Consider the following 20,519-nt stretch of genomic DNA (forward strand, 5'->3'; position numbering starts at 1 on the left):
ACTCCCAGTTGATCACGGGATAGAAGGCCAGCGCGGCGCGGAAGCGATCGGTGTGGCCAATCATCCACGCGGTGAGGACGCCGCCACCGCTCCCGCCGGTGACGAAGAGGTTCTTCTCGTCGATGTACCCCTTGGCGATCACCGCATCCACGCCGGAGTTGAGGTCGTAAAAGTCGTCACCCGGATACGCGTGATGGATGAGGTTCCCGAACGTCTCGCCGTAGCTCGTGCTCCCGCGCGGGTTGGTGTAGAGCACCACGAAACCGTTGGCCGCCATGACCTGCTTTTCCTCATCGAAGCGGTCGCCGTAGTTGGCGAACGGCCCGCCGTGGATCTCGAGGATGAGCGGGTACTTGCTGCGCGGGTCGAAGCCCGGCGGCTTGATGATCCACCCCTGGATCTTCCGCTTGTCCTTCGACGACTCGTACCAGATCTCCTCGACGGCGCCGAGGGTCTTTTCCCCGAGCACGTCGGCATTGATCGACGTGAGCGTGCGGGCCGGGGGCAACGGGACCGCCGCGTTAGGCGCCACCGCCGGCGCCAGCGCCACCTCCGACGCGACGGACGGCGTGCTGAGCGTGTAGGCGATGCGCCCGTCACGTGCAACGGAGAACGACCCGCCGCTGTACGCCGAGTTCCCGGTGCCGAGGTTGCGGACCACGATGCGCCACGTCCCGTCGAGCGCAATGCGGGCAACCTTGGTGTTCCCGGAATCGTCCACGGTGACGTAGACGGCGCGCGAGTCGGCGCTCCACACGGGGCTCCCGACGCTGCGATCCATCGCCGTGGAGATGGCCCGCTTTCCCGAACCGTCGGGCATCATCACGTAGAGCAGGGTGTTCTGGTATCCCTGCTTGCGATCGTCGTACCCGACCCACGCGATGTAGCCTCCATCGGGTGACGCGGCCGGTGACTGGTCGGGACCGAAGCGATCGGTGAGGCGGCGATGCGTCCCCGAGGAGACGCTGAAGGCGAAGAGGTCGGTCTCGCGGGCGTTCCATTCCGGGTTCTCGCCCCGACGTGCCGCCAGGAGCAACTCGCGCCCATCCGCACTCCACGCCACCGCCCCGCCGCCATACACCTGCCCGCCGTGCTGGAAGTCGCCGCTCGTGACCTGGCGCGCCGTCCCCCCCTCGGCCGGGACCACGAAGGCGTGCACGAAGCCGCTGGGCAGCTCGCCCAGCTGGTCCTGCCGGAAGACGAGGCGGTCGGTGTACTTGGGTGGGGGAGACCACGTTGCGCCTGGCGGAGGCGCGAGCGGTGTGCCGACCACCAGCGCCGGCCGCGGGACCAGCTGCAGGAAGGCGAGCTGCGTCCCGTCGGGCGACCAGGCTGGGGCACTCGGCGCCGTCGCCGCGTTGGTCACCGCCAGCGCGTCGCCGGTGTCCATCCACCGCACCCATAGCTGCGCACTCCCGCCCCGGTTGGAGACGAAGGCCAGGCGCTTCCCGTCCGGTGACCACGCGGGAGAGTCCTCGCTGAACTTTCCCGAGGTGAGCGGACGATGCCCGCTCCCGTCGCTCTTTACCAGCCAGATGTTGCTGTAGCGACGGTCGGTCATCGGGTCGCTCCAGCGGCGCACGTAGGCAATCCAGCTTCCGTCAGGGGAGATGGCCGGGTCGGCGGCGTACTCCAACTGGAAGATGTCGGCGGGGGAGAGGAGAGAAATGCGACGATCGGCGGAGGAGGATGTGCCTTGCGCCGCGAGTAGCGCCGGCAACAGCGCGGCCACGGCGCCCAGTGCGCGGAGCGCGCCCAGTGCGCGGAGCGCGCCCGATTTGCGGAAGGCGCCCAACGTGCGTCGCATTGGCTGGGCAGGAGCGGTGGGGATGTGGATGTGTTGCATGGCGAGCCTCGAACGGAGAGGTCGAATGGTGCGCCTGTGAGGCACCAGGGCCGGGAAGCGACGAGAGGCAGAACGTGCGCAACGGCGGTTCCGCCGGCAACACCGTGAACACCGCAAACACCGCAAACACCGCAGGGAATGCTGGGGCGCAGGACCGCTTGCACGACCGCTGGCGACGAAATCGCCCCCATGAGTCGCCTATTGGAGGGGAACCGATCATCTTTCAGGGGCGGCTGAAGCCGCCGGAGGCGCAACGACGATGCTCCGGCGAGGCTGCGACGTCCCGCACGTCCCGAATCACGTTCCCGACGAGCATGTCCGCCCTTACGCCCTTTACGGACCTCCAGGATATCGCCAAGGCCGTCACGCACCGGCAGGCCTCCCCGGTCGACCTCGTGCGCGACATCCTCGACGCGATCGGCCGTCACAATCCGTCGCTCAACGCCTACATCACGGTCACCGGCGATGCGGCCCTCGAGGCGGCGGACAAGGTGGAGAAGCTGGTGGCGGCCAAGAAGGATCCGGGGCCGCTGGCCGGCGTCCCGATCGCGATCAAGGACCTGATCCTCACGAGCGACGCGCCGACGACGGCGGGGTCGAAGGTGTTCGGCGACGGGATTCCCGCGGGCGACGAGGCGCCGGTGGTGAAGCGGCTGCGCAAGGCGGGGGCGATCATCCTCGGGAAGACGAACCTGCACGAGGTGGCGTTAGGCGTGACCTCGGCCAACGAGCACTTTGGCCCGGCGCGCAACCCATGGAATGCCGAGCACGTGGCGGGCGGGTCGAGTGGTGGTTCGGGGGCGGCGGTGGCCGCGGGGCTGTGCGCGGCCGCGGTGGGGACCGACACGCGCGGCTCGATCCGCATCCCGGCGGCGTGCTGCGGCGTGACGGGCTTCAAGCCGACCTACGGGCTCCTGCCTAACGAAGGGATCGTTCCGCTGTCGCCCTCGCTCGACCATGTGGGTCCCATGACGCACACGGTGGCCGACGCGGCGATCATGCTGGGCGTCATGACCGGGGCCAAGGGCGGGGTGGAGCGATTCGTGAAGGCGCTGCGCCACAGCAGCAAGGGGCTCGTCGTCGGGGTGTCGGAGTACCACCTGCGCGACCTCGACGGCGAGATCGCCAAGGCGATCGACAAGGCGCTCAAGGTGCTGCGCCCGCTGGTGAAGGAAATCCGCGACGTCGAGATCCCGGCGTTGGAGGGGGCGCAGGAAGCCTCCGGCGTCATCACCGCCAGCGAGGCGATCGCCTACCACGATCGCTACCTCAAGCACAACCCGGCGGCGTACGGCCCGCTGGTGCGCAAGCGGCTCGAAGGGGGCTACAAGCACAGCGCGCTGGACTACCTGAATGCGATGGCCCGCCGCGAGACGGTGCGCGCCGCGTTCGCGCAGACGTTCGCCGAAGTCGACGTCCTCGTGGGGGCCACGCTCCCCGCGCTCCCGCCGCGCATCAACGAGCAGGTGGTGCACATCGATGGGCGCGAGGTGAACGCGGTCGAGGCGTTCACGCGCTTCAACGCGCCGCAGAACCTGGCCGGACTCCCGGCGCTGAGCGTCCCGTGCGGATTGGCGAAGGGGCTCCCCATCGGGCTGCAGTTCTTTGCCGCCGAGGGGGCAGACGAACAGGTGCTGGCCATCGGCGCCGCCTTCCAGCGCGAAACGCACTGGCACCAGCGCCGCCCGCCCATCGCTCGCTGAAGTATCTTCGTGCGGTCGTTGCTTTCTTCCCACGCCCCGTGAGTGGCTGACATGGCCTCGTCGCTCCCGCTGTCGGACATCGAGATCCAGCGCGAACTCGGCTCGCTCCCCGGTTGGGCGCGGCGCGCCCAGGCGTTGGTCAAGACGTTCACGTTCCCGGCCTTCCCCGCAGGGATCGATTGGGTGCGACGCGCCGCCGATGCCGCCGAGTCGATGAACCACCACCCGGACATCGACATTCGCTACACGCGCATCACGGTCACGCTTTCGACGCACGACGCGGGAGGGATCACGACGAAGGACCTGGCGCTCGCCCGCGCGCTCGACGCGCTCTGAGCGCGCGCCGGTCGTCCGCCGGTTGCGCGTCGGCCGCGAGCACGGCACGATGCACGTGAAAGACGACGGCCCCGGTCGCATGACCGGGGCCGTTCACGTTTGCCCTACCGATCGGTTGCCGGCGCGCCGGTCACCGCGTGCCCCAGCTCACTCGCGACGCCCGCCGAGGAGCTGGAGGATGGCGAGGAACATGTTGAGCAGGTCGAGATAGATCGTGACCGCGGCCTGCACGTAATCATCCGGGCCAAAGACGTTGCGAAGGCGCCACGTGTCGAAGACCAGGAGTCCGCTGAAGACCAGGACGGTCGCGCCGGCAAGCCAGAGCGACGCGGTCTGGTTCTGGAAGAACAGGTTGAGGAGCGACGTGGCGATGAGGACCCACAGCCCCACGCTGAAGAACGCCCCCCATGCCGAGAAGTCGCGGCGCGAGACGAAGGCGTAGATCGTGAGGATGCCGAAGGCGCTCGCGGTAAGGAGTCCGGCCTGCCCGATGACCCCCGGGCTGTTGCGCCCGTAGACGTACAGGATCGGGGAGATCGCCAACCCTTCCACGAAGGTGAAGAGGAAGACGAGCCCCAGATTGGCGGGGAAGGCGTTGCGGAACTTGAGCGCCAGCAGCAGCGGGGCGAACATCCCGATCACCGTGATGAACGGATGCCGGGCGACGGCCGCCATGATGCCGGGCTGCGACATGGCGAAGGCGGCGCCACCAATGGTTACCAGGATGCTGGCGAAGACCAGCGCGTAGGTCCGGCGCACGAGCGTCGCTCGCTCGGCACCCGTGCGAACTGCGACGCCCGGGAAGGGGCGGGCCGAGATGCCCATCTCAATCTCCTGCAGTGGGGGGACGCCGAATTCTACCGTCCGGACCGCAGGGACGGGTAGGACGACCGATGAATCGATCGCGTTCTCCCCTATGTACCCGTCACAGGGGGGTGGAGTTCGCGCGCAGGGCTGAGCGGGGTGGAGCGGGGGGGAGCGGGGGGAGCGCGAGGAGCGGTTACATCTTCCGGATGTCGACCGAGCCGTTGACGGTCGAGACCTTGAGGCGCTGACCTCCCTTGCCGATGGTGGCCCGGATGTGGCGCGGGTTGATGCGGCCGGAGATGGTGAGGGGGAAGTCGGACTGCACGCGCCCGTTCACGGTGCGCATGTCGAGGTCGGCGTTGAGCGAGGCGGGGAGCTCGATCGTCACGGAGCCGTTGACCGTCTCGAACTCGAGGTCCTCGGTCCCGGTATCGCGCATGCGGACATCGATCCCGCCGTTGACGGTCGTGGCGCGCACCGGGCCGCCGTTCGTGTAGGCGGTGATGCCGCCGTTCATGGTGCTGGCGTCGACCTCGGAGGTGGCGCCCTCGATGTGGAGCGAGCCGTTCACCGAGGAGGTGACGAGCTTGACGCCGTCGGGAAGTCGGACGGTGAACTCGACGGAGACCTCGTTTCGCCGGTTCCATCCATTCTCACCGCGACTGCGGTAGCCCTCTTCGTCGCAGGACGCGTTGTTGGTCCAGAAGGCGCAAATGAGGATGTCGTCGTTGTTGGATCCCTTCTTGACCTCGATGCGGACGGCGTCGCCGGAGCCGCGGCGCACGCGCTTCTCGGCGGTGACTTCGGCCTTGTCACCCGAGGCGCGTTCGACGCGAATGGCGCCGTTGAGGTTGCGGACAAGGAGCCAGCGGCCACGGGGGATGCGCCCTTCCCAGGAGAAGTCGGGATTCCCCTGCGCCGTGGCCGGGCGCGCGAGTGCGGCGGTCGTGCCGAGGGCGAGGATGGCGAGCGCGAGGGCGCGATGCGCGAGCGGCTTCACGGGGAGCGTCTCCTGGGCCTGGTGGTGCCTAACGCTTGCGGATCTGGAGGTCGCCGCTGAAGGTCTCGGCGACGATGCGCGGGCCGCCGCTGCCGACGGTGAACTCGAAGCGGCGCGGGCGGCGCAGGGAACGGTCGCCCGGCTGCAAGGTGATGGGGAAGTCGGAATCGAGTTCCCCGCTGTAGGTCTCGACGGCGAAGCGGGCGTTGGCGGAGGAGGGGATGGCCAACTCGATGTTGCCGGAGTGCGAGTTGAACTCGTAGCGCCCGTCGCCCGAGATGCTGCCGGAGAAGGTGATGTCGCCGCTGGTGGTGGATGCCTCGATGTCGCGCGACACCACGTGGCCCAGCTGAATGTCGCCGCTGGTGGTGTTGGCGTGCAGTTCCCCCTCGACGTCATCCAACTCGATGGTGCCGGACACCGAGGAGACGTCGATGGTACCGCGGACCTTGCGCGCCGACACGTCGCCGGACACCGACGACAGCTCGACGCGGCGCGTGGCATCCTCCACCATGACGTCGCCGCTGGTGGAGTTTGCCTCGACCGCGCCGCCGGTGCCGCGAATCACGACGTCGCCCGAGGTGCTGCGGGCGATGACGCGCGCGCCGCGCGGCAGGCAGACCTCGTAGCGCGAGTCGTTGCCGCGCCGACTGCCCCACATGGAGCCGCGTCCACGCTCCTCGAGCGTGACGCGCGACGAGGAGACGTCGAGCTCGAGGCGCCCGCGATCCGACGACGCCTTGATGTGCGCCTCACCGCGGCTCCATCCCGTCACGATGATATCGCCCGCGATCAACGAGAGGTCGATCGTCCCGTCGTCGGCGAAGGCGAAGGTCGTGTCGATGCGCGTGCGTCCCTCCTGGAAGTCGTCGTCATCCCAGTGTTCGTAGGCGCCGGACCTGCGCTTGCGATCGAACTCGCGCTCGATGCGGTCGGCCATGATGGTCGCGTGCTTCTCGACGCGGGCGGCCATGCGCTCGGCGGCCGCGGCGATGCTTTCGGCCATCCGTTCGATCGACCGTTCCGTGGAACGTTCATTGGCGCGAGTGCTCGATTGCGCCAGGACGCAGGCCGGGAGCACCGCGGCGAGCGCGATGGCGAAGAGCGGGGAGGAGTAGGAACGTGGCATGGGCGTGTCGGTCAGGTGCAATCGCGATCGGCGGGAGAAGTCAGGTGACAGACGGGAGCAACGCAGCGGTGCGGAGGAGTCCGAGCTTCTTCTCGAGCGCCTTGTTGAGTTGCGTGGACAGGAAGCGCGAGGCCGGATCGGCGTCGAGGGCGCGCCGGGCGTCGGCGATCGCCGAGTCGATCGTGGCGATCGACGTCTCGAGGACGGCCACGGTGCGCGGGTCGAGTTGGTCGCGCCGTTGTGAGACGATGCCGCGCAGCGAGGAGATCTCGGCGTCGTAGGTGTCGCGGGCCGGGAGTCGCGCGTTGCGGCTGGCGAGCGTCGCGGTCGCCTGGGCGCCGGTGGCGGGCGCGCCGGGGAGCGTGGCGCCGCTGCCGGTCGTTGGTGTTCCGGCGTCGACTCGCGGGCCGGGCGAGACATCAGCGCCGCCTGGCGCCGCGGGGGCGCGACCGGAGTCGGGACGCGCCGCCGCCACCGACGCGGCGTTCGAGTCCTGGCCGCGGCGGGTGAGGTAGTAGGTGGAGATGGCGGTGATGCCGACCAGCCCGGCGGCGATGGCGCCGAGGCGGAGGCGATGCCAGCGTGCGGAGCCAGCGACACCACTGGCGCCGGCGGCGGCGTCAGGCGAGCGCTTCGCGGCCGCGTGCGCGCCGAGGTCGGCCACCGGCGCGGCAAGGCGCTGCGCAATGGCCGGCCACAGGTCGTGCGACGGGGTGAGCGTGGGGAGCGTCGCCGCGTCGCGCGTGATGCGCTCGAAGTCGCGCACCAGCGCCGTGCAGGCGGGACATCCCGACAGGTGCAACTCGAGGTCGGCCACGGACGCATCGTCGAGCGACCCTTCGAGGTAGTCGCCCAGCCGTTCGTCCAGTTCGACGCAGGTCAGGTTGCGGGTGGTCATCGGTTCAGGGCCTCTCGTAACAGGTGCCGGGCGCGATGGAGTTGCGCCTTGCTCCCACCAGCGGTGATGCCGAGCATCCCCGCGATTTCCTCGTGCTTGTATCCCTCCACGTCGTGGAGCACGAAGACCTTTCGTGCCCCCGGCGGGAGGAGGGTGACCGCCGCCTCCAGATCGATGGCGGCGCCGGGAACCGATGCCTGGCTCCCCTGCGGGAGGTCATCGATCATGTCGCCCTCATCCTCGAAACGCGAGCGCTTGCGACTCTCCGCCTTCCGCGCGTTCAGGACCACGTTCACCGCCAGCCGGTGCAGCCACGTGCCAAAGGCCGAGTCGCCGCGGAAAAGGGCGAGCTTGTCCCAGGCGCGGACAAAGACGTCCTGCGTGAGCTCTTCGGCGAGCGCCCGGTCGTTGACCATGCGCGCGCAGACGGCGAAGACGCGATTCACGTGCGAGCGATAGAGCTGCTCGAACGCCCGCCGGTCACCCCCCGCCGCTCGCGAGGCGAGGGAGAGGTCGGTGGCGTCGGTCGCTACGGGGAAGGGGGTTGGTTCCAGTGAGGCCACCGTCACGATCGAACCGGTCGTCGTATGCTCACGGGGTGAGATGGCGGCGACGGGCGGAAGGTTTGAATGGGGCAGAGGACGAGAAGACGGGAAGACGAGAAGACGAGGGGTGGGCCCTCGGGTGCGGCACTCTTCGCGAACCACCCCCTCGTCTTCCCGTCTTCTCGTCCTCTCGTCTTCTCCTACGTGCCCTGGGGGGGTGAGAGTTTTGCGATCAGGGCATCCAGTTCGGCGATGGTGGTGACCAGGTGCCGCGGGGAGGCCTCGAGGAGGGAGGCGCGGGCGGCGGCGCCCCAGGTGACGGCGATCGAGATCGCACCCGCGGCGTTGGCCGACATGATGTCGAACGGCGAGTCGCCCACATAGACGGCGCGCTCCGCGCGGTCGCCAAGCTCGCCGAGGGCGAACCAGATCGGGTCGGGGTCGGGCTTGTGCCGGGTGGTGCGGTCGGCGCCGACGACGATGTCGAAGAAGGGCGCGAGGCCGACGTGGGCAATGGAGCGGTTGGCGAGGTGATCGGTCTTCGAGGTGACCACGCCGAGCGGGTGCCCCGCGCCGTGGAGGCGCTCGACGAGAGACGGGATGCCGTCGTAGGCGCGGGTGAGGCGGTCGTGGTGCTCGTACTGAAAGGTGCGATAGCTGTGCACGAGGTGCTGGAGATCGTCGTCGCCGGTGGCGTACTGCCCGAACTGCCAGACGAGTGGGCGCCCGATGGTCGCGACCCATTCCTCGACCGTCGGGCGCGGCCCCTCGCGCGAGTCGAAGGCGTGGGTCATCGCGCTGATGAGGAGCTCGATCGAGTCGATGAGGCTGCCGTCGAGGTCGAAGAGGACGACTGGGTGGCGGCGCGCGGCGCGCGTGGCGGGCGCGACGGTCGAAGTGGGATCCGCAGGCATACGGGGAAGGATAGCTCACGGGGCGGAACGGTCGGGGATGAGGGTGAGCGTCGCCACGACGGTGACCGTTGCGGCAGCGTCGTCCCGCGGCGTTTCGGTATCGCGCCCGGCGACCAACGGTGGAATGCCGAGCGGTAGGAGGGGTGGGCGCGTGGGCGTTTCCGAGAGGCGACGAAGGACGTGTTCGAGCCAGGCTTCGTCGTGCGCGATGGCCGCTGGCGTAGCGACGATAGCCGGCGCGGTGGCGCGCCCACCACGGCCCGGTGGCTGAACGACGGCTGCCGGCAGGTGGGGCGAGTTGCGAGCGATTGCGCCGAGTGAAGCGGCGAATGGGGCGGAGGCCGAGAGTTCGTCGAGGATCCGGTCGGCGCCGGCCCCGGTGTGGCGCCAGGCGAGTGCGCGCGCGGTGGCGGCGCGCGCGGCGACCTGCGAGCGTCTCGTGCGCGGGGCGCGGGCGACGGCCGTGGCGAGCGCCCGCAGGAGTCGACGGTGGGCGAGCGAGTCGTGCGCAATGTCGCCGCGCAGCTGCCGCCGTGCGGCTTCGGTTGCGCACCAGCCGAGAATGGCGCGGTCGGTAGAGCGGTCGATAGAGCGGTCGATAGAGCGGTCGGTGGCGCGCTCAATGGCGGGTTCGATCGCGCGTTCGGTCTCGGATGCCGGTGGCCGGTTTCTGGAGCTTTTGCACTCGCTTGCAGCGCTAGCATGCGGAGCCCATGCAGCTGCAAGGTGTTCCAGCACCGCGCCCACGTCGTGTGGTGCATCGCTCGCGCCCGCGGGCGATGCGACGAGGAGACGCGCGTCGTGCGCGACGCGCACCAAGGCAAGTGTTCGCGGCGCGTCGAGACCGGGTACGGCGATCGGAGTGTCATCGTTCGTCACCCATGACGCACGTCCGACGGCGGCACGATCGATGGCTCGCAGCTTTGCGATGAGCGCGTGGCGTGCGGCTACGGGTGCGTGGTCGTCGCTGCCCGATGCCAGCGGCGCCCACGCTTCAGCACCGAGGAGAATGGTCGAGGCGCCGACGGTTCCCGCGGCGAGCTGCGCCTTTCGGGCCAGGACGCGCACGGCGCTGCCGAGTTCCTCGGCGTCAGCCGGGGGGAGGATGAGATGCGACGCGATCGCGCCGTGCGCCGACCCGATGCGGCGCACGCGTCCCATGCGTTGCTCGAACCGGGCGACGGTCCAGGGGAGGTCGAGGTGCACGATGACTGATGCTGCGTGCAGGTTGACGCCCTCGCTCACGACATCGCTCGCCACGAGGACGTCGACGCGCGCGATGTCGTCGGTCCGTCGCCGGCGATCGCCGTCAGGCGCAAAGGCGGCCAGCAGCTCGGCGCGCGGGATGGCGCCGCTGGCAATGCAGGCCCCGCGTCCGGTGAGGAGGGCGACGCGCGCGTGGTCGCGCAGCGCGCGAAAGACCGACTCGGCGGTCTCGGCGGAGTGCGTGAAGATCACGACCTGGCGATCGCGATGCGCGTCGAGGATGCGGCGGAGCGTGTCGACGCGCACGTGGTCGCGTGCGGCGTGCGTGCGCACGAGCGTTCGCAAGGCTCGGAGTGCATCGGCGTGCCGGCGGACCACGGCGTGCTGCGAGGCGATGTCGCCGCAAGGGGCGGCGGCGACCAACTCCGGAAAGGCGAGTTGCACGCTACCGTCGCCTTGGGGAGTCCAGGCGGCGAGGTCGCGGTGGGTGGGAAGACGCCCGGCGTCGAGCGCGTGCTCGATGGCGGTCGCGGTGGCCAGGCGTCGCCGGATGGCGGCGAGGAGTGCGGCGTCGCTGGAGCACCAGGCTCGCGCCAGCTGCAACGCGACGAGCGCGGTGGCCACGCCGCCATCGGATGGGGGGAGCGGGGGGGGCAGGGCGCGCATGGCGTCGAGCACAGCCGGTGCGCGAGGGAGCGCGTGACGCTGCACGGCGCCGAGCGCCGGGAGGTGCGTCCCCACGTCGTCCACGCGCCGCCGCACGATGAGGGCGCCGAGCGTGGCTGCGTCCAGCGAGGCGGCACCACCTCCCAGGAAGAGCGCCATCAGCGCGTCGAGGTCGCCGCGGCGATTGTGGACCGGCGTGGCGCTGAGGAGGAGGAGCCGCGCCCCCACCGCCAGCTGCGCGATGGCCTGGTAGCGGCGCGTGGCCGGCGAACGCGCGCGATGCGCTTCGTCGAGAATCACCAGTTCCCATCGCGCCGCGGGGGGGAGCCGACCGGCGCTGAGCTGTTCGTATGACACCACCGTCACGGGAACCGCGCACCGCGCGCTCGCGTCGCGCCACATCTCCCGCACCGAAGCCGGCGCCACCACGAGGATGCGCGCCGATTCGCGCGCAACGGCAAGCGCGGTGTAGGTCTTCCCCAACCCCACCTCATCGGCGAGCAGCGCTCCCCCGTGACGTTGCAGGATCGCCCGAAGGCGCGCGGCGCCGGCTACTTGATGCGGGAGGAGCGTGATCTCGCCGAGTGCCGCGTCGCTCGCGGTCGACTCGTCCTCGAGCTGACGCAGGCAGTGGCGCACGAACGTGCGCACGCGCGCCGGGACGGCGAGCGATCGCGCGGCGAGTGTCTCCCGCACGAGGCGCCGCAATGGTGATGGCCATTTCTCTGGCGACACTGGTGACGTCGGCGTCATTGGCGACGTTGGCGTCATTGGCGACGTTGGCGTCATCGCCACGTCCACTCCACCAGCGCGCGGGCGAGCGCCGGGCGCACGCGATAGGCCGCGATGACTGCGTCGAGGAGTTCGTCGCTCCCCAGCGTCTCTCCCGCCACGCCGCGCTGCCCGAGCGGGGCGAGGATGTCGCGCGCGCGTTGCCAGTCGGCGGGAATAGGGAGCCGCGCGACCGTCCAGCCGAGGTAGCGTCGGAAGCCGCCGCGCGCGGGTTCGGCGAGTGCGTCGAGCCAGGCGCCGGCGAGCGGGGAGTTGAGCAGCGCGGCGAGCGTGGCGGCGTCGGTGTCGTCACGGCACGTCGCGACATAGCAGCTGTTGAGCGGAACGACGGGAGAATGCGCGGGGAGGATGCAGGCGCGCGGCCCGCGGCTCATGTCGGCCCATACCACGCGCGGGCGCGTCGATGCGGCCGCCTCGATGCGATGCAACGACCACCAGGCGCGCGAGCCGCGCAGGTCGGTGCGGCGTGAGAGATCGCCGCGCCAGCGGGCGAACCAGCGCGCGGCGTGTGGCGGGAGCGTGGCCAGCGCACGCCCCGCGGGATCGTGCGTCCAGATGATGCGTTCCGGCGTCGCGATCGCCGTCCAGGCCCGCGCCTGTTCGCCGCGCAGGACGGGGCGCAGGAGCGAGGCTTCCAGCGTGCATTCGCGTCCGGCGCCGCGCACGACGGCATGGGTGCTCCCCTTCCCGACGTCCTCGACCAGGAAGGCATCGTTGCACCCGCACTTCACGCCGAGGATGGGGCGTCCGAGCCCGCTCTCAGCGAGCGAGGGGCCGGCGGCGGCGAGGCGCGCGAAGGCGGCGCGCGCCGGGGGCGGGAGGATGAGCCACGGCGCCCCCGGCGTCTCGTCCAGCGGGACATCCCGCCAGCTGCACGACCAGCCGATCGCGAAGTCGCGGCGGTGCACGCCGAGGCGCACCATCGGCGGCGTCTCGCTCGCGGCGAGGCGCTTGCGCTTTGGCGCTGGCGCTGGCGCTGGCGCAGTTGCCGCAGTTGCCGCAGTTGCCGCAGTTGCCGCTGCCGTTGTTGCCGTTGTTGCCGTTGTTGCCGTTGTTGCCCTTGTGGCCGTTGTTGCGGCTGCCGGAATTGCTGCGCCGGCCGCTGGCGCTGCAGCAGCCCGTGGTGGGGTCGCGCGCTCGCTGGCAGCGGCGCTATCCGTCGGCTGCAACTCGCCGCGGCGCCGCGCCACCACCAAGGAGGGGTACGCGGCGGCGTCGAACGAGGCCGGTGCCTCGGACCAGTCTTCCAGCAGCTGCAACTCGTGATCGGCGCCGAGCAGCCGGCGCACTCCGCCGCCGGCCAGGGAACGCCAGAGCTTGAGCGGGAGGAGGAGCGCCAGCGTCCCGCGTGATCGCAGGAGCGCCATGGACCGTTCGGTGAAGAGCGCGGCGAGATCGACCTGTGCGGCAAAGCCGGCGCCGGCGCCGGCCGCCGCCGCCCCTGCCTGCCATGCCGCGTTCCTGAAGACCGCGAAGTCGCGGCGGAACGCCTCGCGATGCTCGGCGGGGATGCGATGCAGGCGCACCCAGGGCGGATTGCCGAGGATCATGTCGAAGCCGCCCGCCGCGGCGACGTCGGCAAAGTGCGAGGCGAAGCGGAACGGCAGCGCGCCGCCGCGCGCGAGGGAGCGTTGCGCCTGGCGGATGGCACGCACGCGCTGGCGCACCTCGGCGAGCGCGTGACGCTCGTCGCCCACCGCCCCGCGCCGGTTGCCAAACAAGTCACGACCGCGCGCCGCATGCACGAGCGCGCGCCGCCCTTCCGTTGCCGCGCGCAGGCGATCGTCGAGCTCCGCTCGCGCGGCGCGGCGTTCCACGCGATCGAGCGCGCGGGCCAGCGACTGCTTGCGAGGACCTGTCGCCCGCGCGTATCGCGCGCGCAGCACCGCCGTGGTCTTCGCGTCGCGCGAGCTCTCGCGCGCCCCCTCGCGCGCCCCCTCGCGCGCCCCCTCGCGCGCCCCCTCGCGCGCCCCCTCGCGTGCACCGCCGCGCCGGTCATCGCGCGACAATCCCAGGTCGCCCCCCGCCAGTGTGTCGCCCACGCGCACATTGCGGTCGAGGTTGGGGAGGGGCGGGACCTCGAGCGGATCGGTGACGTCGAAGTCCATCACCACCGAGAGCCACAGCCGCAACTCGCACAGCCAGACGGCCATCGGGTTGAGGTCGACGCCGAAGATGGACGAGGTCAGCATGGCGCGGCGCAGCGCCGACGGCGACCGCTCGTCGCCCGCCGCCGAGGCCAGGTGCGCGATGCGCTCCAGGGCGTGGACGAGAAAGGCCCCCGAGCCGCACGCCGGATCGAGGAGGCGGATCGAGACGAGCGCACCATGCATCGCCCGGCGCTCGTCAGGTGCAAGCGCCGCCGGGTCGCGAAGCGCCAGCGCCGGATCGCGCACCGCACCGCTGGCGCCGAGCACGTCCTCGAGTGCGGCGTCGGTCAGGCGCGATACGAGGGCGTGCGGCGTGTAGTACGCCCCGCTGTCGCGCCGCTCGCGCGACGCCATCAACGACTCGAAGGCGCGCCCCAGGATCTCGGGGTCGATGGCGCTCTCGGTCCAGTCGCGCTGCTGCTCGCGCCCGGTGAAGCGATAGCGCGCCAGGAGCTCGTCGAAGAGCGCCCCCACATCCTCGTCCCGGAAGCGCAGGTGCCGGTGCCGGCACTCCAGCGGGGACCGGGCAAAGAGACCGCCGTTGAGGAAGGGGACGCGACCGAACGCGCGCGCGGCCGCCGCCCGCTGCGAGACGCGCGTGTTGAGCGTCCCGAAGGCGAGCGGCTCGAGGAATCGCCGGTGCGCGTCACCTCCCGAGGCGAGGATGCGGTCGAGGTGTCGCGCCAGGAAGTCCGCGTCGCGGTCCAGCCAACCGCGGGATTGCAGGAAGGCGAGGAAGAGGAGCCGCGACGTGGTGACCAGGGCCAGCTCGCGTCGCGCGTCGGACGGGGCGCTGCCGCGCGCTCCCTCGCCCAGTGCAAGGACATGATGTTCGAGCGCGCGATAGAAGCGGTGGGACAGCGCCTCGCGCCCCAGAATCTCGCACCACCGCTCGTGCACGACGACGTCGTCGCCGCTCGACGCGGCGTGCAACGCCATCACGACTTCCGCATCGCTCTCGAGTACGCGCTCGCCGTGGAAGATGAGCGCGCTCACGCGCGCCTTGGCGCCCTCGCTTCGCCAACTGGCGAGCGCGCCGTTGGCGCCGGCACTCACGAGCAGGAGCCAGTCGTGGTGTGGCGCGTCGCGATGAAGGCGCTGTGCCAGCGAGGCGACCATGGTGCGCAGCGGGACGTGCGGCGCGAGCGCGACCAGCAGCGCGCGTCGCGCCCCCGCCCCACCGCCGTGGCTGGCCGGTGTCGCCACCTCGGCGCGCGCGACCGGGAGCCCCTCGAGCAACGCGATGGACGCGTCGAGTGGGAGGGGCGACTCGCCGAAGCCCAGGAAGGGGAGGATGTCGTGCGGAGGCTGCCCGTTGGCGAAGCGGGTCAGCAGGTCGGTGGCGTGGCGTCGAGTAAGCACGCCTGCACCGTATCGGTGAAGTCAGGCGCGACCCGTACCAGAACGTTTCGCGTTTGGCCATTTCACGCACAGCGCCCGCCTTGGCGGGGCTTGTACTGTCCGTCATAGAGCCAGGTCGTCGGTGCCGTCCACGCACCGAGCGAGGAAGAGTCGGGAAGGTCCGCTCGCCGCCGTGCAGTGCGCCGCACGCCGCGCGCACTTCCTCGAGAGCGAGATGGTTGGCCATGCGGAGGGGGCCCTCACGGACGCCAGCGCCGCCAGACACGGACTGTTCGAGCTCGCCAACGGCGGCAAGCGCTTCATGGACGAGACCGGGCATTGGTCGTTAGGGCTGCAGGGGAAGCTGCTGCGCACACTCGCCGATGGCGGCGCACTGTTCGTGGCGCGTGCGGGGCGGTACTATCTGGGGCACGCGTTACCCCCCTCTCCTCGCCACGACATGTCGTCTCCCCGCCCGGGCATCGGCGCACTGTTCCAGGGAGTCGTCTCCCGCCTTGTTGTCTACTACGCCGCGCTCAGCGCCGCACTGGTCGGCACATGGGCACTGCTCACGCCGGGGACGCGCGACCAGGTGCGCGAGGCGCTGGCGCCGATCATGGGCCTCGGGATTCACGTCCCCGTCAAGGTCAACGAGATACTGCCGGGCGTTGCGGCTGGCGGCGTACTCTCGGCGCTCCCGCCGGAGCTGGTGGCGCTGCTGGCCGCCGTCGCCTGCGTCGCGGCGGTCCTCCTCGCCCTGCCAATCGCGTGGGTCTACATGTTCACGCGACAGAAGAAAGGGTACTCGCAGTCGGTGGTGCACACGCTCGTCCTCCTCCCCGCCGTGGTCGCGGCGGTCGCGGTCCTCGTGCGCAACAGCGTGGCGCTCGCCTTCTCCCTGGCGGGGATCGTCGCCGCGGTACGCTTTCGCACCTCGCTCGAGGACTCCAAGGACGCGGTGTATGTCTTCGTGGTGAGCGCCCTCGGGCTCGCCTGCGGCGTGCAGCTCGAGGTCGCGCTCGTCCTCTCGCTGCTCTACATCATCGTCGCCCTGGCGCTCTGGCAGACCGACTTCGCGCGCACCCCGCCCGGGATCGAGGGAAAGCGCGCCGAAGAGCACATGGCGCGCGCGATGGCCATCGCCAACCGCACCAGCCAGTTTGTCGCACGTCTCGACCGGGAGATCCTCGAGACGATGGCGCCAGAGCAGCTCGATGCGCTGGCCAAGCGCGTGCGCCGGCGACGCGACGAGGTCGAGGTCGCGGGCGAGGAACCGTCTGGCGAACGCCCCAGGTTCGATGGCCGCCTCACGGTGGTCGTGGCGGGAACCGACGATGCACGCCCCGCCGTCGAGGCGGTACTCAGCACGCACGCCCGGAAGTTCGAGTTCGTGCGCAGCGCCATGGACAACGGGGAAACGACCCTCGTCTATGCCGTGCGCGCGCGCAAGGGACAGCGCCTCGCCGATGTCGCGAGGATCGTGCGGGACGAGGGCGCGCCCTACGTGGCGCGCGCTGCCGCCGAACAATGGATGTAGGAGCCAGGAGGCGATCCATGACGCGTACGCGACGCACCGGGTTGTGGCTGGCGGTAGCGGGGGCCGTGACGCTCGCACCCGCCCTCCCCACGTTAGGCCCCCTCGCCGGGCAGGACACCACGGCCGCGAAGGGGAAGGGAAAGGGGGAGAAGAAGGCAAAAGGCGAGAAGGGAGACAAAAGCGACAAGGGCAACAAGGGCGACAAGGGCGCGACCTCCCCCGCCGACGGCATCACGGCGGCGGTGAACGCTCGCGCCAGGCTTGCACGCGACAGCGCCGCAGCCGTGGCGCGCCCCCTCTTTGCCACGCGCGACCCGCTCCCCTTTACCCTCATTGCCAACTTCACCAACATCGGGAAGGACCGCGATTCGCTGAGCAGGACGCGACATGCGGCGACGTTGGTGGTGACGGACAACGGCGGCGCCGAGCGCCGCATCGCGGTGCAGCTGCGCACGCGCGGGCACTTCCGGCTCAAGCGAAGCACCTGCCGCTTCGTGAACCTCCTCGTCCTCTTCCCCGGGAAGAAGGGAGAACTCGAGGGGACGCCGTTCGAGGGCCAGAAGTCGCTCAAGCTCGGCGCCCATTGCCAGAACGACGATCGCTACGAACAGCTGCTGCGGCGCGAGTACCTCGCCTACACGCTCTTCAACGAGCTGACGCCGCGCTCGTTCCGTGCCCGCCTCGCCTCGGCGACGTACGTCGATTCGGCAAATGGGAAGGTGGTCGCCGCGCGCGCCGCGATGTTCCTCGAGAACGAGGACGACATGGCGGCGCGGCAAGGCGGGCGCGTGCGCGAGCTGCGCCGCGCACTCTTCGACGACGTCGACCCCGGTACGCTCGATCGCATGGCGCTCTTCGAGTACATGATCGGCAACACCGATTGGTCGATCTACGCCTTGCACAACGTGCGCCTCGTGGTGACCGACTCCGTCGGCGTCCTCCCCATCCCCTACGATTTCGACTTCTCGGGCCTCGTCAATGCGCCCTACGCGGGCCCCGCGCCGCAACTACAGATCCGCAGCGTGCGCGAGCGCCTGTACCGCGGCCCCTGTCGCACGTGGGATGCGCTCGCCCCCACGGTCGCCGACTTCACCGCGCGCAAGGCGACGCTGATGGCGCTCGCCAGCAAGGTTCCGGGGCTGGAGAGCGGCGAGCGTCGCGACGCCGAGGAGTTCCTGTCGGACTTCTTCACCACCGCGGGCGACCGCGGCAACGCAACGCGCGCCTTCATCGACGGCTGCTTGCGAAAACCGGGCGCGTAGAAACGGTCATCCCGGCGCAGGCGCCGCCGCCGGGGCGCGCTCGCCCTCGCCGCGACTCAGTACCGAAGCGGCCACCATGTCACCGGTCACATTGGTCGTGGTGCGGAACATGTCGGGAATCGTGTCCACGCCGAGGAGGATCCCCATCCCCTCCACCGGAAGCCCCGCCGCCAGCAGCACGGGGACCATCACGATGATCGAGCCGGCCGGGATCCCGGGGACGGAGAACGTCGTCAGGACGACCGTGACGACGATCGTGGCCAATTGGGCGGGGGCCAGCGTGACGCCGTACAGGTGGGCGATGAAGACGATCCCCGTCGTGATGCCTAACGCACCGCCGATGCGGAAGGTGCTGGCGGCCAGCGGAAGGAAGAACGTCGTCACCTGCTCGGGAAGGCGCAGCCGCTCCCGCGCCGCCTCCATCATCGCCGGAAGCGCTGCCAGCGACGAGCGGGCGCTGAATGCCACCGCCTGCGCCGGGAAGGTGCCACGCGCAAAGGTCGCCACGGATGCCCGCCCGCCCACCGCCGCCAGCGGGTACATCACCACGACGGCAAACAGGACGCAGACGAACGCTGTGACGCCGATGTACCCCACCAGCGCCCCCGCCGCCGACAGCCCCAGCCTGGCCGCCAGCGGGACGGCGAGGGCAAAGACGCCCAGCGGCGCCGCCGCAAGCACCCAGCGCACGAGCGTCAGCGCCGCATCGGCCACGCCGCGAAAGAAGCGCACCATCAGCTCCTTCGTGTCGCCCGTTAGGCGCGTGAGCGCGAGCCCGAAGCACACCGAGAAGACGATCAGCGGAAGCATCGCCCCGTCGGCCGCCGCCTTGACCGGGTTGATCGGGACGAGGTCGGTGAGCCACTGCGCGAAGCTCGGGATCTTCTTCACACTCTCTGCCGCCGCCGTGGCCGCGGTGGCGCCGCTCTCGCGCAGCGCCGCGGCCGCCGCGGGGTCGATCGGGATCAGCCCGATCAGCGGCGGGGCCACGACGGCGGCGAAAACTCCCCCGGCAACCAGCATCACCAGAAAGAACGCCAGGGCCCGCGTCCCGATGCGCCCGATGGTCCGCGCGTCGGGGGCCGAGGTCACGCCGACGATGATGCTCCCCATCACCAGCGGGACCACCGTCATGCGGATCGCATTGATCCAGAGCGTCCCCACCGGTTCGATGATGGGCACGAGGGCGTCGAGCGCCGGCGACCCGGTGGTCGAGACCAGGATCCCGACACCCATGCCCAACGCGAGCGCGATGAGGACTTTCGTCGTGAGCGACACGCGCCCAAACTACCGACGCGTCGCGGGAGGCGCGAGCAGCCCGCTCCCGACGGCACAACCCCCGACAACCGACGAGACCACCCCTCATGACCCACAAGACGGCGAGCGACCTGTTCACCGAGGCGCGCGCGCGCATCACGCAGGTAACGCCGCAGGAGACGATGCGACTGCGCGAGGCGCACCCCGAGACGGTGCTCATCGACTGTCGCGAGCCTAACGAATGGAATCTCGGCCACATCCCGGGGGCCGTCTTCATCCCGCGCGGCATCCTCGAGTCCAACGTGGAAGCAGCGGTCCCGCGCACGGCGCGCGTCGTGATCTACTGCGCCAGCGGCAATCGCTCGGCGCTGGCCACCGAGACGCTCCTCCAGATGGGCTACGGCGACGTGGCGTCGATGAGCGGCGGGATTCGCGGCTGGGTGGACGCGGGGGGCGACATCGAGGGGTGATGCACGCCGCGCGCATTCGCCGCCCGGGTCCGCCATGTTGACCGGTGACCCGCGCCTCACGCACCCGCTCCTGGTGCAGCTGGCGGGGGCGCTCGCCGTGCGCCCGGGCGCATCGGCGGAGGACGACGGGGCGCCGGCGCGTGCCGCGGTGGCCATCACGCTGCGCCCGGCGGTGGAGGGGGTGGAACTCCTCCTCATTCGCCGCGCCGAACGCGCTGGCGACCCGTGGAGCGGGCAGATCGCCTTCCCCGGCGGGCGTTGGTCGCCTAACGACGAGTCGCTCCTGCAGACCGCGCTGCGCGAGACCTGGGAGGAGACCGGGATCGACCTCGCGGGGCACGGGGTGGTGCTGGGGACGCTGGACGAATTGCGCCCGCGCACCGCGACCCTTCCCGCCATCATCGTCACCCCGGTGGTGGTCGCGCTCGACCAGCCCGTCACGCTCGCGCTGAGCGACGAGGTGGCGGATGCGTTCTGGGTACCGCTGGACCTCCTGCGTGCCCCCGAGACGTCGCGCGAATCGCAGGTGCGCGTGCGTGGGGCGACGTGGAAGGTCCCCTCGTTCGTGGTGCACGAGCACGTGGTGTGGGGGATGACCGAACGCATCCTGCGGCAACTGCTCTCGCGGCTGGGCTGATGCGGCGTAGATTGCTCGCGCCT

Annotated in this window: 16 protein-coding genes; 6 read left to right on the top strand and 10 right to left on the bottom strand. The window is 70.6% G+C overall.

What is annotated here, in order from left to right; all coding sequences use genetic code 11:
- The coding region (locus tag IT359_14830; protein MCC6930258.1) for a S9 family peptidase at window positions 1-1,846 on the bottom strand (1,846 nt) is incomplete at its 3' end.
- A gap of 314 nt (window positions 1,847-2,160) precedes the next feature.
- On the opposite strand from IT359_14830, the gene IT359_14835 reads away from it, so the two are divergent.
- Both IT359_14835 and IT359_14840 read left to right on the top strand, forming a co-directional pair.
- Complete coding sequence (locus tag IT359_14835; protein MCC6930259.1) at window positions 2,161-3,549, top strand: amidase; 1,389 nt, start codon at window positions 2,161-2,163, stop codon at window positions 3,547-3,549.
- Between the two features lie 51 nt (window positions 3,550-3,600).
- Complete coding sequence (locus IT359_14840) at window positions 3,601-3,885, top strand: 4a-hydroxytetrahydrobiopterin dehydratase (protein MCC6930260.1); 285 nt, start codon at window positions 3,601-3,603, stop codon at window positions 3,883-3,885.
- Between the two features lie 147 nt (window positions 3,886-4,032).
- On the opposite strand, the gene IT359_14845 is transcribed toward IT359_14840, so the two are convergent.
- The 8 genes from IT359_14845 to IT359_14880 all read right to left on the bottom strand — a co-directional run bounded on the left by IT359_14845 (window position 4,033) and on the right by IT359_14880 (window position 15,354).
- A complete protein-coding gene (locus tag IT359_14845; protein MCC6930261.1) occupies window positions 4,033-4,710 on the bottom strand; it encodes a Bax inhibitor-1/YccA family protein in 678 nt (225 codons plus the stop codon).
- A gap of 175 nt (window positions 4,711-4,885) precedes the next feature.
- Entirely contained in the window at window positions 4,886-5,692 is an 807-nt protein-coding gene (locus tag IT359_14850; GenBank protein MCC6930262.1) for a DUF4097 family beta strand repeat protein, read from the bottom strand.
- A gap of 28 nt (window positions 5,693-5,720) precedes the next feature.
- Complete coding sequence (locus IT359_14855) at window positions 5,721-6,821, bottom strand: DUF4097 family beta strand repeat protein (GenBank protein ID MCC6930263.1); 1,101 nt, start codon at window positions 6,819-6,821, stop codon at window positions 5,721-5,723.
- 40 nt (window positions 6,822-6,861) lie between these two features.
- A complete protein-coding gene (locus IT359_14860) occupies window positions 6,862-7,719 on the bottom strand; it encodes a zf-HC2 domain-containing protein (protein MCC6930264.1) in 858 nt (285 codons plus the stop codon).
- Entirely contained in the window at window positions 7,716-8,288 is a 573-nt protein-coding gene (locus IT359_14865) for an RNA polymerase sigma factor (GenBank protein MCC6930265.1), read from the bottom strand. The genes IT359_14860 and IT359_14865 overlap by 4 nt, the downstream gene beginning before the upstream one ends.
- 176 nt (window positions 8,289-8,464) lie before the next feature.
- The gene (locus IT359_14870; protein MCC6930266.1) at window positions 8,465-9,178 is read right to left on the bottom strand and encodes an HAD-IA family hydrolase; all 714 of its coding nucleotides are present in this window, start codon (window positions 9,176-9,178) and stop codon (window positions 8,465-8,467) included.
- Window positions 9,179-9,193: 15 nt separating this feature from the next.
- Window positions 9,194-11,746, bottom strand: coding sequence for a DEAD/DEAH box helicase (locus IT359_14875; protein ID MCC6930267.1), 2,553 nt, complete (start codon window positions 11,744-11,746; stop codon window positions 9,194-9,196).
- An 89-nt stretch (window positions 11,747-11,835) separates the two neighbouring features.
- A complete protein-coding gene (locus tag IT359_14880) occupies window positions 11,836-15,354 on the bottom strand; it encodes a hypothetical protein (GenBank protein MCC6930268.1) in 3,519 nt (1,172 codons plus the stop codon).
- Between the two features lie 121 nt (window positions 15,355-15,475).
- On the opposite strand from IT359_14880, the gene IT359_14885 reads away from it, so the two are divergent.
- Both IT359_14885 and IT359_14890 read left to right on the top strand, forming a co-directional pair.
- A complete protein-coding gene (locus tag IT359_14885) occupies window positions 15,476-16,870 on the top strand; it encodes a sigma 54-interacting transcriptional regulator (GenBank protein ID MCC6930269.1) in 1,395 nt (464 codons plus the stop codon).
- A gap of 17 nt (window positions 16,871-16,887) precedes the next feature.
- Window positions 16,888-18,132, top strand: coding sequence for a hypothetical protein (locus tag IT359_14890; protein ID MCC6930270.1), 1,245 nt, complete (start codon window positions 16,888-16,890; stop codon window positions 18,130-18,132).
- A 6-nt stretch (window positions 18,133-18,138) separates the two neighbouring features.
- Here IT359_14890 and IT359_14895 read toward each other — a convergent pair whose 3' ends face one another.
- Complete coding sequence (locus IT359_14895) at window positions 18,139-19,410, bottom strand: dicarboxylate/amino acid:cation symporter (protein ID MCC6930271.1); 1,272 nt, start codon at window positions 19,408-19,410, stop codon at window positions 18,139-18,141.
- Between the two features lie 86 nt (window positions 19,411-19,496).
- Here IT359_14895 and IT359_14900 point away from each other — a divergent pair, with 86 nt between their 5' ends.
- Window positions 19,497-19,859, top strand: coding sequence for a hypothetical protein (locus IT359_14900; protein ID MCC6930272.1), 363 nt, complete (start codon window positions 19,497-19,499; stop codon window positions 19,857-19,859).
- A gap of 34 nt (window positions 19,860-19,893) precedes the next feature.
- Window positions 19,894-20,496, top strand: coding sequence for a CoA pyrophosphatase (locus IT359_14905; GenBank protein MCC6930273.1), 603 nt, complete (start codon window positions 19,894-19,896; stop codon window positions 20,494-20,496).
- The last annotated feature ends 23 nt before the right edge of the window (window positions 20,497-20,519 follow it).

The organism is Gemmatimonadaceae bacterium (genome assembly GCA_020852815.1).
GTDB lineage: Bacteria > Gemmatimonadota > Gemmatimonadetes > Gemmatimonadales > Gemmatimonadaceae > SCN-70-22.